The organism is Corynebacterium sp. 13CS0277 (genome assembly GCF_002994655.1).
Classification (GTDB): domain Bacteria; phylum Actinomycetota; class Actinomycetes; order Mycobacteriales; family Mycobacteriaceae; genus Corynebacterium.
Genome location: NZ_PPDL01000018.1, coordinates 65,480 through 79,487, shown reverse-complemented (window position 1 = coordinate 79,487; position 14,008 = coordinate 65,480). Strand labels below are relative to the sequence as shown.

At 67.4% G+C, this 14,008-nt stretch carries 15 protein-coding genes; 11 read left to right on the top strand and 4 right to left on the bottom strand.

All coding sequences use genetic code 11. The features are described from left to right. Positions 1–422: 422 nt before the first annotated feature. Together C1Y63_RS08945 and C1Y63_RS08940 are read left to right on the top strand one after the other, a co-directional pair. Positions 423–782 (top strand): hydrogenase maturation nickel metallochaperone HypA, encoded by a 360-nt coding sequence (locus C1Y63_RS08945; protein WP_233195658.1) that lies wholly within the window; start codon positions 423–425, stop codon positions 780–782. A gap of 230 nt (positions 783–1,012) precedes the next feature. Next, positions 1,013–1,330, top strand: a complete 318-nt coding sequence (locus C1Y63_RS08940) for a hypothetical protein (RefSeq protein ID WP_146128918.1) — start codon at positions 1,013–1,015, stop codon at positions 1,328–1,330. A 70-nt stretch (positions 1,331–1,400) separates the two neighbouring features. On the opposite strand, the gene C1Y63_RS12545 is transcribed toward C1Y63_RS08940, so the two are convergent. Then, positions 1,401–1,973, bottom strand: coding sequence for a hypothetical protein (locus C1Y63_RS12545; protein WP_146128917.1), 573 nt, complete (start codon positions 1,971–1,973; stop codon positions 1,401–1,403). A gap of 373 nt (positions 1,974–2,346) precedes the next feature. On the opposite strand from C1Y63_RS12545, the gene hypB reads away from it, so the two are divergent. Together hypB and C1Y63_RS08925 are read left to right on the top strand one after the other, a co-directional pair. Next, the gene (hypB, locus tag C1Y63_RS08930) at positions 2,347–3,243 is read left to right on the top strand and encodes a hydrogenase nickel incorporation protein HypB (RefSeq protein WP_233195659.1); all 897 of its coding nucleotides are present in this window, start codon (positions 2,347–2,349) and stop codon (positions 3,241–3,243) included. Positions 3,244–3,701: 458 nt separating this feature from the next. Beyond that, a complete protein-coding gene (locus C1Y63_RS08925; protein ID WP_106016109.1) occupies positions 3,702–4,913 on the top strand; it encodes a hydrogenase small subunit in 1,212 nt (403 codons plus the stop codon). Between the two features lie 87 nt (positions 4,914–5,000). Here the strand turns inward: C1Y63_RS08925 and C1Y63_RS12540 are convergent, their stop codons facing one another. Then, positions 5,001–5,201 (bottom strand): hypothetical protein, encoded by a 201-nt coding sequence (locus C1Y63_RS12540; protein WP_146128916.1) that lies wholly within the window; start codon positions 5,199–5,201, stop codon positions 5,001–5,003. Positions 5,202–5,240: 39 nt separating this feature from the next. Between C1Y63_RS12540 and C1Y63_RS08920 the strand changes: the two genes are divergently transcribed. From C1Y63_RS08920 to C1Y63_RS13315, 3 genes are read left to right on the top strand one after another with little or no spacing between them, the layout of a single operon-like run. Beyond that, the gene (locus tag C1Y63_RS08920) at positions 5,241–6,986 is read left to right on the top strand and encodes a nickel-dependent hydrogenase large subunit (protein WP_106016108.1); all 1,746 of its coding nucleotides are present in this window, start codon (positions 5,241–5,243) and stop codon (positions 6,984–6,986) included. Further along, the gene (gene cybH / locus C1Y63_RS08915; RefSeq protein WP_106016107.1) at positions 6,983–8,326 is read left to right on the top strand and encodes a Ni/Fe-hydrogenase, b-type cytochrome subunit; all 1,344 of its coding nucleotides are present in this window, start codon (positions 6,983–6,985) and stop codon (positions 8,324–8,326) included. Before C1Y63_RS08920 ends, cybH begins: the two co-directional genes overlap by 4 nt. Positions 8,327–8,355: 29 nt before the next feature. Next, the gene (locus C1Y63_RS13315; RefSeq protein ID WP_369831039.1) at positions 8,356–9,096 is read left to right on the top strand and encodes a hydrogenase maturation protease; all 741 of its coding nucleotides are present in this window, start codon (positions 8,356–8,358) and stop codon (positions 9,094–9,096) included. A 225-nt stretch (positions 9,097–9,321) separates the two neighbouring features. Here C1Y63_RS13315 and C1Y63_RS08905 read toward each other — a convergent pair whose 3' ends face one another. Then, positions 9,322–9,675 carry a hydrogenase maturation nickel metallochaperone HypA gene (locus tag C1Y63_RS08905; RefSeq protein ID WP_106016106.1) on the bottom strand — a complete coding sequence of 118 codons (354 nt, stop codon included), beginning with the start codon at positions 9,673–9,675 and terminating at the stop codon, positions 9,322–9,324. A gap of 82 nt (positions 9,676–9,757) precedes the next feature. Further along, on the bottom strand, positions 9,758–10,117 hold the full coding sequence (locus C1Y63_RS08900) for a hypothetical protein (RefSeq protein WP_146128915.1): 360 nt from the start codon (positions 10,115–10,117) through the stop codon (positions 9,758–9,760). A gap of 332 nt (positions 10,118–10,449) precedes the next feature. Here C1Y63_RS08900 and C1Y63_RS08895 point away from each other — a divergent pair, with 332 nt between their 5' ends. The 4 genes from C1Y63_RS08895 (at position 10,450) to hypD (ending at position 13,969) form a co-directional block, all read left to right on the top strand. Beyond that, a complete protein-coding gene (locus C1Y63_RS08895; RefSeq protein WP_106016104.1) occupies positions 10,450–11,721 on the top strand; it encodes a nickel-dependent hydrogenase large subunit in 1,272 nt (423 codons plus the stop codon). Between the two features lie 180 nt (positions 11,722–11,901). Beyond that, a complete protein-coding gene (locus tag C1Y63_RS08890; protein WP_106016103.1) occupies positions 11,902–12,171 on the top strand; it encodes a HypC/HybG/HupF family hydrogenase formation chaperone in 270 nt (89 codons plus the stop codon). 187 nt (positions 12,172–12,358) lie between these two features. Then, entirely contained in the window at positions 12,359–12,625 is a 267-nt protein-coding gene (locus C1Y63_RS08885) for a HypC/HybG/HupF family hydrogenase formation chaperone (protein WP_106016102.1), read from the top strand. 189 nt (positions 12,626–12,814) lie between these two features. Continuing rightward, a complete protein-coding gene (hypD, locus tag C1Y63_RS08880; RefSeq protein ID WP_106016101.1) occupies positions 12,815–13,969 on the top strand; it encodes a hydrogenase formation protein HypD in 1,155 nt (384 codons plus the stop codon). The last annotated feature ends 39 nt before the right edge of the window (positions 13,970–14,008 follow it).

Below are 14,008 nucleotides of genomic sequence, written 5' to 3'. Positions count from 1 at the left end.
CGTCGGTATATGGCGTTGCAGACGCTTGAGGACACTGACAAGTTCCTCGAAAAAGCACGCAAGCAGGCAGAGCAGGCAGAGCTGGCTGACGGCGACGATCAGGAGGTGCCGATGGTGGCGTAGCTGAGATCAAGTAGCCCAAAAACTCCTTGTAAACGACGACGAAGCGTTACACCACAACTCAGGACTTGACCCCTCAACGAGGTTGTCTTGCCACAGCTCATCCCGCATCCGGTTGTGCAACGACTCCGCAAACCCGTTATGTCACGGCTGACCCTGCCAAAATTTGCCGCAGACCCTTGCACCGGCACAGTGACGGTGGCGCTCCGGCTGTCGACTAGCGTGGGAACCAAAGGTGCCGCTGGTGCTGCCGCCGCCACGCGCACCCGCACCCCACACCCCACGACGAAGGGAAACTCCTGGTGCACGAAGTCGCCCTGTCCCGCCAGCTCGCGCAGGCGGTCACCCGCGCCGCAGGATCCCGCCACGTCGTCCGCGTCGACGTCCGCATCGGCGCACTGCGACAGGTCGTACCCCGTTCCCTGGAGTACGCGTGGACCTTCACCACCCACGGCACCACCCTCGACGGTGCCGAATTACACGTGGAGTGGGTGCCAGCCCGGGTGGCCTGCCAGTGCGGTTTCGAAGGCACCATCAGCGGGGAGTTTTCTGCTCTCTGCCCGCAGTGTGGCGCGGTAGCACGTATCCTCGCGGGCGAGGAGTTTTCCCTCGTCAGCATTGATGTGGATGCCGACCCCGCACCACCACCGCCGGCCACCTAGAGCCCCCAGCGACAACCACGGTCTTGGCACACACCACGGCTCAGCCCAGCCCAGCTCAGCACAGGGCACCACATCACCTCGTGAGTCTGTGTGCTCACCGTGAATGTGAGGAGATCCCGACATGACATCACCGCGCCCATCCCACGCGCCGCACTCGGCTACCCCCGCCCAGTTACGCGCCCACCCGCCGGGAGCGCATCACCGCGGCCATGTGGTTGTGCTGCGGGGCTGTGCTCTGCGGCGGCGGCGCAGCGAAAGCCATCACCGCCACCAGCGGGCCGTGGGGTGTGTGCTGCGGGGTCGTAGCAGCCCTCATTACTGTCGGTATGCTGCTGCGTTTCCTCCCCCAGGTGCCCTCACAGAGGGCACTACAGGTCCTGCGCGGCTCGTGGCCGTGGATTGCTGCAGGCACGGTGGCGGGCGCTGCCAGCATGTGGGAGCGCGGCGTGTCCTGGGTGGCGGTGGTGAACCCGCTATTGATGTACCTGTTCTCCCCCGGCAATGATCGCTTCGTCACCTGGTTGGAGCACCGCCCCGCAGCACAGTAGGCACGCTGCGGGTGCGCCCTGAGGGTTCCTGCCTGAGTAGCGTCGTTTTTTTGGGGGCTGCTGACAAGCCTTAGTAGCTGTCGTCGTCCTCGTCGGAGTCGTACGAGTCATAGGTGTCGTACGTGTCGTAGCTGTCCAGATCATCCAGGTCTGTGAACGCGTCCTCCAGGGACTCGTTCACACTGTCCACGAAGGCTTCCACGACGGCGTCAGCAATGAGGTCCCGCACCTCATCGTCGCTCAGGCCCGCTACGTCCTCCCGGGTCAGCGTGATGGAGCGGGCACACCCTTCCCCCGTCTCGTAGTCCTCGGGCTGCACGCAGACCTCCACACTGTCGGTGATCGCATCACCGACCTGCCACTGCCCATCGGTGGAGGACACAGCCGCCGCCCCAGGTGCTGGTGCGGCGGGGGTGGCGCTGGGAAAGGAGGGGCTCGTCGACGATGCTGCGGCCTTCGTCGACGTCACCACCACCGTCGACGGTGCCGATGAGTGCCCGGCACCACTGCACCCCACCAGCAGTGCTCCTGCCGCCACCAGTGCCACGCCGGCCATCGCTGACGTGGCCGCACCCGCACGTGCGGCCCCGCGGGCACCACGAGGGGATGAAGCAACGATCGGCAGGGTGCGGGAGTCAGTCATGACTCCATGCTAAAACGCGCCCCGCACCCCACCCGCAACGCCCCCTCACTGGCTGCTCTGCTGCCCGCCGCCGTGCCGGATGGCCGGGTCTCCCCGCCCACTAACGGATGGCCTGCTCTCCCCCACCGCCGTGCCGGACGGCCGGCCCTCCTCATCCGCCGCACCGTGCGGCCCGCTACCCCTCCTGCCACCCCCGCGCCGCACTCATGGGGTGCGGGTGCTGCGTATGGTCAAAGACGGTGCTGCTGCGGCGGCATCCCGCGACACCCCTTGTGTTCTGGTTCTTTATTCGTTTTCCCTTATTTGCCCTTCCCTTTTTTACGTCTGCGAGGTTTTTCTCATGGGCCGCTTCCACCGCCACGACGACGGCACGGTGCACCACCACGACCACGATCACGAAGGCCACACCCACGATCACGCGCACGATCATGGGCATTCCCATGAGCATGGCCACCACCATGACCATGACCATGACCATGATCATGAGCATGATCATGCCCACTCCCACGATCATGGGGACCACTCGGGCTACGCCACGGGGCGGGAACGCATCGAAGTGCTCGAGGACATCTTCGCCGAAAACGATCACTGTGCCGCCCACAACCGGGACGCCCTGAGCGCGCACCAGGTGTGCGCCATCAACCTGATGAGTGCGCCCGGCTCCGGGAAGACGGAGGTGCTGCGCCGCACCCTGGAACACCTCGCAGGCACCCTGCGGTGCGGCATCGTCGAAGGCGACATTGAAACCTCCCTCGACGCGGACCGGCTCACGGGCCTGGGCGCCCAGGTGAGTTTGCTCAACACCGGCAATGGCTTCGGCGGGGAATGCCACCTCGACGCGCCGATGGTCGCCCACGCTCTCAAAGGCCTGGACTTGTCGACCCTGGACCTGGTGTTCATTGAGAACGTCGGCAACCTGGTGTGCCCCGCCGAATTCGAAGTCGGTGAGCACGCCAAGGCGATGGTGATCTCCACGACGGAGGGTGAGGACAAGCCCCTGAAGTACCCGGTGATGTTCCGCACCGCGCAGGCGATCCTCATCAACAAAATTGATCTGCTGCCCTACCTGCCGCTCGACCTGGACACGTTGGTGACAAACATCCGCCAGGTCAACCCCACGGCCCCGATCTTCCCGGTGGCGGCCACCACCGGGGAGGGCATGGATGCCTGGTTCGAGTGGGTCACCGCCACCGCCGCCTCCACTGCCACCTCCCCGGGCAGTGCCCCAGCCGGCACTGCGGGCGCGGAGAGCACAGAGGACACCGAGTAGGCCTCCAGGGGAGTGGCGTAGGCCTTAAGGGTGTGGGCGGGGCCGGCGGCAGGGGTAGCAGGATTGCTGCCCGGGCGGGCAGCCCGCCGACCCGGATGCCCCCAAGGGCATCCTGTCCACACCTACTTCTGGGGGTAGAGCCATGCTGGGAAAACGGCGTCGTGGGCGAAAAATGACCGTTACGCTGCGGGAAAGATGCACCGTGACTGCTAACGTCTGGGGTAGCTGACCTCACGCGGCACCCGCCGCCGAACCCGCGCGCGCCGACACCGGCGCCGGCGGGATTCGCCGCCGGCGAGGAGGTGGTGGGTGCCGTGAGAAGAGTCGAAGACAAACATTGTTGTTTCACGTCGAGCCGCACCTGGCGACTGTTGTGTGTATGTGTGGGTTTTGTGTGTGTTGTGCGGGTGTGTGGGGCGTGAACTCGTTGAACCGGAGAAAGAGTCGGGCACGACACCATGAACATCGACACGACGTGGCAGGGCGAGACTCTCGCCACGAACCTTGAGCGCCGGGGAGTGTCCCGCCGGTCCTTTTTGAAGATGTGCAGCGGCCTGGCCGCCATCTTTGCGGCCGGCTCCCCCCAGTTCGCCGGCGCGGGTTTCACCGCCGAGGCCGAAGAGATCGCCACCAAACTGGGCGCGGTCACCAAGCCGAATGTGGCGTGGCTGCAGCTGCAGGAGTGCACCGGCTGCATGGAGTCCGTCCTCCGCAGCGGCGGCACCACCGTGGAGGACATGGTCCTCAACCTGCTCAGCGTCAACTACAACGAGCTCGTCATGGCGGCCAGCGCCCACGGCGCGGAGGAAGCCCTCGCCGAGCTCAATGCTGAACCCCACATCCTCGTCGTCAACGGCTCCATCCCCGTCGACGAATACGGCGCCTACTGTGTCATCGGCGGCAAATCCGCCGAGCAAGTCCTCCGGGAGGCCGCGGCGAACGCCTCGGTGATCCTCGCGGTGGGCGCGTGCGCCGTCTACGGCTCCGTGCAGGCCGCCCGCCCCAACCCCACCGGGGCGAAGGGGGTGGAGGAGATCATCACTGACAAGCCGGTGATTAACGTCTCTGGGTGCCCGCCGATCGGTGAAGTCATCACCGCCACCATTTCCTACCTGCTCACCTACGGCACCCCGCCGAAGGTCGACGCAGAAGGCCGCCCGCTGTTCGCCTACGACCAGCGCATCCACGACTCCTGCCCGAAGCGCGCCCACTTCGACGCCGGGCAGTTCGTCAAGTCCTTCGACGACGAGGGCGCCAAGAACGGCTGGTGCCTCTACGAGGTGGGCTGTAAAGGCCCATCGACGTTCAGCCCCTGCCCCATCACGCAGTGGAACCTGCACACCTCCTGGCCGATCGGTGCCGGGCACCCCTGCATCGGCTGCACGGAGAAAGACTTCTTCGACAAGTTCACCCCCTTCTACGACACCCTGCCGGACGTCACCGGCTTCGGGGTGGAGACCACCGCCGAAAAGGTTGGCCTGGGCCTGGTGGGGGCGGCGGCCGCCGGTGTGGCCGTCCACGGCGGGTTGACGTTCTTCAAGACCATCAAGGTCCGTGAGCACAACGACGATGATCTCCTCGCCGCCTTCGGCGACCTCCCCGCCGACGCCACCCCCACCACCAGCGCCGAGGGCGGCAGCGCGGCCGCACCGCCGGAAGCGACACAGTAGGCCACCTGCGCACCCCCGCGGGCGGCGCGCAGCCTGAGGGGCCGGCCCCTTACCGGCCCCAGGGACGCGGCCACCCGAGGTGCCGCCTCAAAGTCTGCGTGGTCCCCGCTGTCGCGTCTTCCCTCTCGTGACTTCTTCTCCCCTCTTCTTCCCCTCTTCCTCCCGCTGTCTTCTTCTTTTCTTATCTTTCCCTCTCTTTCTTCTTTCTCTTCCTCGTCTCTTCTCCCCTTTCTCCCTTCCCGCTTTTCTCTTCCCTCTCTTCTCTCTTCCTCTTCTCTCTTCGTCCACGAACTGTCTTGTCCCCGCACCGCAGGAGAACCTTGCACCATGGCTGAACGCGTCGTCATCGACCCCCTCACTCGCATCGAGGGGCACCTGCGCATCGAATTGGAGCGCCAGGGCGAAAAAATCACCCAGGCGTGGAGCGAAACCACCCAGTTCCGCGGCATCGAAACCATCGTGAAAGACCGCGACCCCCGCGACGTGTGGGCCTTCGTCGGCCGCATCTGCGGGGTGTGCACCGGTACTCACTCCGTCGCCTCCGTCACCGCCGTCGAAGACGCCATCGGTGCGCAGCCGCCCACCCAAGCCCAAGTCATTCGCGACCTGGTGCTTGCCAGCCACGAAGTCCACGACCACGTGGTGCACTTCTACCACCTGCACGCCCTCGACTGGGTGAACGTGGTGTCTGCGGCGGAAGCTGACCCGGCGAAAACCGCCGAGTTCGCCAAGTCCATTGGGTCGACGTGGCGCGGCAACACGGAGCACCAGTTCGCGAAGGTGAAGAAGACGGTGCAGGACATTCTGACCTCCGGGCAGTTGTCGATCTTCACCGGCGGCTACTGGGATCACCCCGACTACCGTCTCCCCCCGGAGGCGAACCTCATGGCGGTGAGCCACTACCTGGACGCGCTGCAGTTCCAGCGCTCCATCATCAGGATTTCCACCGTGTTCGGCGGCAAGAACCCCCACCCGAACTTCCTCGTGGGTGGCATGGCGTGCCAGATCGATCCGAACAAGTCGGAGACCGTCAACCAGGTGCAGGTCGACCAGGTGCACGACTGGGCGGAGGAGATCCGCGAGTTCGTCACCGAGTGCTACTACCCGGATGCGCTGGCCATCATGGGGGTGTACAAGGACTACTTCCGCATTGGGGCCTCCTCGCCGAACTTCATGGCTGTCGGCATGGCGGGCACCACCTACCGGGGGTCGACGAAGGGGGTGCCGGTGTCGACGATGCACCGGGATATCCGCCCCGGGGTGATCCTCGACGGGGATTACAGCACCCTGCACGAGTTGGACGAGGAGCAGATCGAGGAGTTCATTACCTCCGCGTGGTACACCTACACCGCCGGCGATGATGCGGGCGTCAAGCCCGCCGAGGGTGAGACGACACCCGCCTACACGGGCCCGAAGCCGCCGTACGAGTGGCTGGCCGACAGTGAGAAGTACACCTGGTCGAAGGCTCCCCGCTACTTGGGCCGCCCGATGCAGGTCGGCCCCGTCGCCCGCGTGCTCAACGCCTACTTGCAAAACGAGCCGCGCACCCGCCAGCTCCTCGACGAGGCGATGGACGCCCTCGACATCACGGTGGATCAGATGAACTCCACGGCGGGCCGGACCCTGGCCCGCGCCCTGGAGGCCGTGACCTCCGCGGAAACTCTCGTGGGGGATCTGCTGCCGCGCTTCGTCGAGGGGCTGCGCCGCGGCGATTTCGACGTGTTTGATTCCTCCAAGTGGGAGCCGTCCACCTGGCCGAAGCAGTCCCGCGGCTACGCCCTCATGGAGGTCGCCCGCGGCACCCTGGGCCACTGGGTGGAGATCACCGACGAGAAGGTGAGCAACTACCAGGCAGTGGTGCCGACGACGTGGCTGGCGGGCGGCCGGGACCCCAAGGGGCAGCTCGGCCCCTACGAGGAATCGCTGACCAGTGGTGGCGGGCACCCGCTCGTCGAGGTGAACGCGCCCCTGGAGCCGCTGCGCACCATTCACTCCTTCGACCCGTGTATGTCCTGTGCGGTGCATGTCCTCGACACCGACGGCACTGATCTTTTCCAGGTGGTGACCCCATGAGTACCCCCGGCACCCAACCCCACAACACCCAGGAGCCTGCGGCCCCCGGCGGGCCCCGCCACAGTGCGGCCCGCACCGGCCCCCGGGGGCGGGGCGCGGTCGATGTGCGCGTCGACCACGCGGCCACAGGCGACCGGGATGGGCGGGCCATCTGGGTGGCGCGCACCTACTCGGCGCGGAAGCTGACCTCCGGGCGCCTGCTGTGCATGGCGGCCGTGGTGCCGGAAGGCTCCCAGGACCCCATCGATGCCGCACTCGTGGCCTCGTTGCACGCCAACCGCCCCGACATTGAGGTGCTGCACAGCGCCGAGGGGCAGTTCAGCCCCGCCACCCAGGCCCGCCGCTACTCCCTGACCCGGGCGCACGGGTTCCTCATGGACAAGTCCCACGAGCCGCCGCAGGACATCATGATCATGCGCGGTGACGTGGAGGCGGTACTTAGGGCGGCCACGCTGCCCGCCGCGGAGAAAGCGCCCTTCCTCCGCCACGTCGACCTCGCGGAACGCATGGGGCAACGCTGCCTGGCGGTCGCCTCCGCGCCGATTGATGCCGACGGCCACGTCGGCGAGTTCCACGTCGAAGGCTTCATCGCCTTCGCGCTGGCACCCCGCACCCAGCTGGCGAAAACCGTGGCAGAAAACCCCAATGCGTGGGTGCGCGTCAACCTGTGGTCCGCCACCCTGCGCTTCCAGCACTGGGCCAACATGGCGCTCATCGTCGCCATGACCGTCACCGGCTACTTCATCATGGACCCCGGGCTGCTGCCGCAGCCGACGAGCGCCGACGACACCGGCTACCTCATGGGGATCATCCGCTTCATTCACTTCGTGGCCGGCTTCGCCTGGATCGTGCTGGGCCTGTCGCGCGTGTGGCTGGCGTTCGTCGCCAAGGACCGCCAGCTGCGCTGGCGGGCGTTCTGGCCCCTGAACTCGAGGAAGGATGTGCGCGGTCTCATCGAGACCATCAAGTACTACGCTTTCATCACCCCCCACGGGCCCGTGTACCTCGCACACAATCCCCTGCAGCAGCTCAGCTACACCGGCATCTATGTGCTCTGCCTCGTGCAGATGGCCACCGGGCTGGGCCTGTACGGCCTGTACAACCAGTACAGTGGCCTGTGGTCGTTGCTGGTGGTGCCGGTCGCGTGGCTGGGGATCCCCACCGTGCGGCTCATCCACGCGCTCATCATGTTTGTCATTTGGGCGTTCGTCGTCATCCACGTCTACCTCGCGGTGCGCGCCGACTCCGTGGAACGCCACGGCGGTATCTCCTCGATGATTAACGGTGGTGTGTGGCTGCGCCGCGGCACCACCCCCATGGACGCGCCGAAGATCGGCTAGGGACACTCCCTTTAAGGAAAGCTGCACGCATGCGCATCACCGTCATTGGCATCGGCAACCCCATCATGGGCGACGACGGCACCGGGCTGTCCATCATGCACCGCACCCAACAGGTACTGGAACGGCAGACCCACCTGGATCGCTTCATGCCGGCCGGGGTGCCGCTCGCCGGGTGGGACACCACCCCCAGCGGGGAGGATGCGCGCACAGACACCATCCTGCGCCACTCCCCGGGCGGCCCGAGAACCCCGGCGCCGGCCCCGCGGGAGGGCTCCTCCCCGGCGGCGGCCGCCGGGCGCCCCACCCCCGCCACCGACGCCCGCGAAGGACACGACACCGCCAGCTGGCTCCACCCCGCCGAGGAAGACCCTGCTGGGCAGCCGGTGGAGTTCCACGACGGCGGCACCGCCGGTATGGAACTGCTGCCGCTGATCCAAGACGCCGACTGCCTGCTGCTCCTCGACGCCGTCCGCGGACCCGGGGACCCCGGCACGGTCGTGGAACTCCACGGGGACCAGATCCCCCGTTTGCTCAACACCAGCCTGTCGCCCCACCAAGTGGGGCTGCTGGACCTGCTCGCCGCCGCGCGCCTGCTGGGGCACGAGCCCCGCAGTGTGGCGGTCGTCGGCATCGTTGCCGAATCCTGCGAGCTCGGGGTGGGGTTGTCCGCACCCGTGGCCCGCAGCATTGACGAGGCCGCCCGGCGCGCCGCCGGGATTCTCCGCAGCTGGCAGGACGCCCAGGCGGCAGAGGATATGCGGCCCGTCTGAGCCGCGCGCATGGCCGCCCCGCGGGGAGCTTCCTCCCCGCCCCGCACGGTGTGACAGATACCGGGGTGACCAGGGGCATTCCAGGGTGGCCTGAGTCGGCGGGATGCCGGGGTGGCCTGGGTCGGCGGGATGCCCAGGCGGCCTGCGGGGTGCCCGGGGCCCTGGGGAACTCGGGCCTCGTGGCCACCCGGGCCTGGCGGCCAGTCGGCCCTGCGGGCGGGCTGGTTACTCGTCCCCCTCGCCGTCATCGACATCGGCGTACGCGATCTGAAACTCCGCCCCTGAGCGCACATCCATGACGATCTCCCCGCACTGCGGGCAGGTGTAGTCAAAGAATTCATCAATCTCGGTGACGCTGTCACACGAGGAACACGCCACGGTCGCCGGCACCCGCTCAATATCCAGGCGCGAGCCCTCAGCTGCGGTGCCTTCCGTGGCCAGCGGCCACGAGCTCTCAAGGGCGAAAGGCTCCACCCCACTGCGGGCCCCCACTTTCACCCCGACGGCGCGGATGCGCCGCCCCGGCACCTGGGCGGTCACGGCGGCCACCACGCCGACAGCTAGTCCGTACTCGTGCATGCCCCCAACTGTAATGGGTGGCCTGGGCTGCACCCCGGGGAAAACCCCGGGCTGCGACCCACGCCACCCACGTGCTGCCGTGTTACGCCACCGGCCCCTGCTGCGAGGGGGACTCCGGCGAGGTAGAAGGCTCCTCAGGGGGAGTGTTCACGGCAGCTGCGTCCGCGCGTGGCGCGGCGACACCTGCAGTCGCAGAAGCCGCCTGCTGGGCGCGCTGCTCGCCGCGCTCGCGGATCTTGCGGGATACCCAACGGGCAACCGCCACCGAGAGCACCACATCGATCACGATCATCACGAGCATCTCCACCTCGCCGAAGCCACCGCCAAACCACATGATGGGGAACAGCACGAGGGAGACTGCTTGCGCCACCAGGGGGAGCGCGATGATGAACGCCACGATGGCGATCATCCGGGAATCAGTTGTCGGCTTGCGAGAGCTCATCGTCACTCCAACTCGAAAGGAATGGGGGTACCCCTGTGCCGCGCCGCCGAAGGAGGGCGAGCGAAGGCACCATACACTTACCTCAATTAGAGTTTTCTCCCACATGGACTGTCAACACGTTGTGACAAACATCAATCGAAAGGTGGATATCGCGGGGTTGCCGTGGGGGTGACACGGGGTTGCTGTGGAGGTACCACGGGGTTGCTACGGGGGTGGCGTGGGGCTGCAGGAGTGCATCCCCGCATGACGTAGCCTAAAACCTACAGACGGTGCGCGGCCCCGGCCCGCACCCTTATCAACCCCCATCCCCCACCTTTGAGGCCAACACAGCCATGACTGAGACGATCCTGCTGGAGCAGTTCGTCGACCCCTGCGGGGCCCACGTCCTGCTGGACACCACACCCGACGGGCAGACCGTCGCCCGCTTCGACTTGAGCGCTATGCCTCGCCTCGAGCCGATGCTCATCGGGCGGGAGGCGGCCGGCGTCCCGGAACTCGTCAAACGCCTCTGCGGCATCTGCCCCATCCCCCACCACCTCGCCGGAGTCATGGCCCTCGAGGGGGCAGTGGGGCGCACCCCGCCCCCACTCGCCATGGAGGTTCGTCGCCTCGTCGCCCACACCGCCACGATGACAACCCTCGCGCCCCGGTTCTTTCAGCGCTACCCGCAGGACACCCGCACCGCGCGGATGATCGCGAAGCAGGCCGCCACCTGGGGTGGCTGCCCCGGCCACTTCCCCAACGTGGCCGCCCCCGGCGGACTGGTCCGCGCCCCGGAACACCCCTGGGAAGAGCTAGGCCAACTGTCCCGTGAGGCGGCCGACGCGGCCGCACGCTGGGACGCCATCGCAGAAGAACTGCGCGACCAGGGTGATGTGCTCGACGCCGGCACCCGCCCGGAGGGCTTCGCCGATGTGTGGCTCGTCGACTCCGCCGGCGAGCCCGACCCCCTCGGCGGGGTCCTCGCCGTGCGCACTGGCCACCCCACCGCCACAGAAGCGGTCACGTCCCTGCCGGCGCACACCTGGCCGGAGGTCATCACCGAAACCCACCCGGGGGCGGCGGCACCCCGGATGACCATCACCGTCGACGGACACGACCACCCCTACCGGACAGGCCCTCTCGCACGGCACACGGGCCACACCCCCCGGGCCGCCCACGCCGCCAGCATCGCGGCCAGCCTCCGGGGCATCCAGCGCAGCGCCACCACCCTCACCGGCATGCTGCAGCCACTGGGCACAGCCGCCCGGCACGCGCTCCTCGACAGCGCCGTGGCGCCCGCCCTAGAGACGGACGAACTGGCCGCCTGCCGTGGCACCGGAGTGGGCGTCGTCGACTCCCCACGAGGGCTACTCGCCCACGTCTACCAGGTGGATAAGGCAAGGTTAACTAGCTGTGCGATTCATACCCCGACGGCGCAAAATGAGTGGTGGTTATCGCATCTTCTGACCCAGGCACTGGGCCACGGCGGCGACATGCGCACCCTCGAGGACGCCATCCGCGCCGCCGACCCCTGCGTCCCGGCCACAGATGCCCCACCCGGGGCCATGCCCATCAGCACCACCCCGGCACCGGCAGGCCCGCCCCACATGCAGACGCGCTAACTGCGCGTCCCCGCGAGGTAGTGCACACCGCACTCCCCGCAGGCGGGGTGCCAGCCGCGGGCGATGCCTGGGCTGGTGCGGGCCGCGCCCGGGCCAGCTGCCCCAGATTCACCTCACTCCCACCCCACTCCCATCGAGCCCATCTCGCCCATCGAGTCCATCGAGGAAGGAACCGCCACCATGTGCCTCGGGATCCCCGCCCACGTCACCGACGTCGGCACCCCACCCCTGGCACCGGGGAGCGTCCTGCTCGGCGGGGTGGAACGCGCCGTGAGCTTCGCCTACCTCCCGGAGGCCACCCCCGGGGACTGGGTGCTCGTCCGCAACGGCTTCGCCATGGACCTGCTCACCGAGGAGGAAGCCCGCGAGACCCTCGCCGCGATTGAGGAACACCAACTCCTCGACGTCACGGTCCTGCCCACCGGGCACCGCGCCCCACCCGCAGGATAGGGCTGGCGGTGAGGGCTGCTGCCCCGCACCGTCCTCGCTCTTGTGTTGTTCCTTCTTGTTCTTCCTTCCTTTTCCTTCTTTCCTCTTTCCTCTTCTTCGCGCTCTCTCCCTCTTCTTCCCGCTCTTTTCTCCTGTTCCTTACCTGCCCGCCCCATCCGCCCTCCTCGTCAAAGGACGACAACAACCCATGTGCCTTGGTGTTCCCGCCCAGATCGTCGACATCACCGACCCCTCCCGCGCCACCGTCACCATTAGTGGCGTGACGAGGGCGGTGTCCACCGACCTCATCACGGAACCCATCACAGTCGGCGACTGGGTGCTCATCCACGTGGGCTTCGCCCTGTCCGTCATTGACGCCGAAGAAGCAGCGGAAACCCTCAAGCAGATCAAACTGCTGGGTGGCAACACCTTCGAAGACGAGCTCGAATCCTTCACGTCCTCACAGATCGAATAGCACCCCAGCCGACTCACACCCCCAGCCGCACCACCCCGGGGGATGGTTGCTGCATCCCCCACCCCGCGCACTGCGGTGTCGCCCACATGATGTCTGCACGGTGCCTGCACTGTGCTTGCGTGATGGCTCCCGCGCGGTGCCCGCGTGTTTTTGCCCGACCCCTCGTTGAGGAAGAAAAACTCACACCCCATGAAGTACGTTGACGAGTTCCGTGACCCCCAGGCCGCCAAGGCGCTCCTCGCGCGCATTGAGCGCGACGCCGCCCGCCTCGACAAGCCCTTGGCGCTCATGGAAGTGTGCGGCGGGCACACCCACACCATCTACCGCTACGGGCTGGAAAACCTCCTGCCGGACAGCATCGACCTCATCCACGGGCCCGGCTGCCCCGTGTGCGTCATCCCCATGGGGCGCGTCGACGACGCCCTGTGGCTCGCCCGCCAGGACGGGGTCCTGCTCGCCACGTTTGGCGACATGATGCGCGTGCCCGGCTCGGACGCGTCGCTCATGCAGGCCCGCGCCCAGGGTGCCGATGTGCAGTTCGTGTACTCGCCCCTCGACGCGCTGAAGTTGGCGAAGGACAACCCCGACAAGGAGGTCATCTTCTTCGCCGTCGGCTTCGAAACCACCGCCCCCTCCACCGCCGTCACCCTGGAGGCCGCCCGCACCCAGGGGGTGGAGAACTTCTCGGTGTTCTCCAACCACGTCACCATCCGCCCGCCCCTGGAAGCCATCGTCAACGGCGGCAAAACCGTCGTCGACGGGTTCATCGGCCCCGGCCACGTGTCCACCATCGTCGGCACCCACGCCTTCAACTTCCTCGCCGAGGACTACAACATGCCCGTGGCCGTCACCGGCTTCGAACCGCTCGACATCCTCCAGGCCGTCGACATGCTCATCAGCCAGTTCACCTCCGGGGAGGTCGCCGCCGGGCGGGCGCGGGTGGATAACCAGTACGCCCGCGTCGTCCGCCCGGAAGGCAACGCCGCCGCCCTGGCGCTCATGGACCGCGTCTTCGTCACCCGCGATACCTTCGAATGGCGGGGCCTGGGCTGGCTGCCGCACTCCGGGCTCGGCATCGCCGAGGAGTACGCGGCCTGGGATGCGGAAGCGAAGTACTCCATCCCCGGCAACCGGGTGGAAGACCCCAAGGCCTGCGAGTGCGGCAGCGTGCTCACCGGGCGGATCAAGCCCTGGCAGTGCAAAGTCTTCGGCACCGCCTGCACTCCCGCCACCCCGATCGGGACCTGCATGGTCTCCCCGGAGGGGGCCTGCGCCGCCTACTACAACTTCGGCCGCATCGATAAGGCCGCCACCGCGCACCTGGCGATGCCGCAGGTGCGTTGACGCCCACCACTCGCCGCACCTCAGGTGGGCAGCACACCG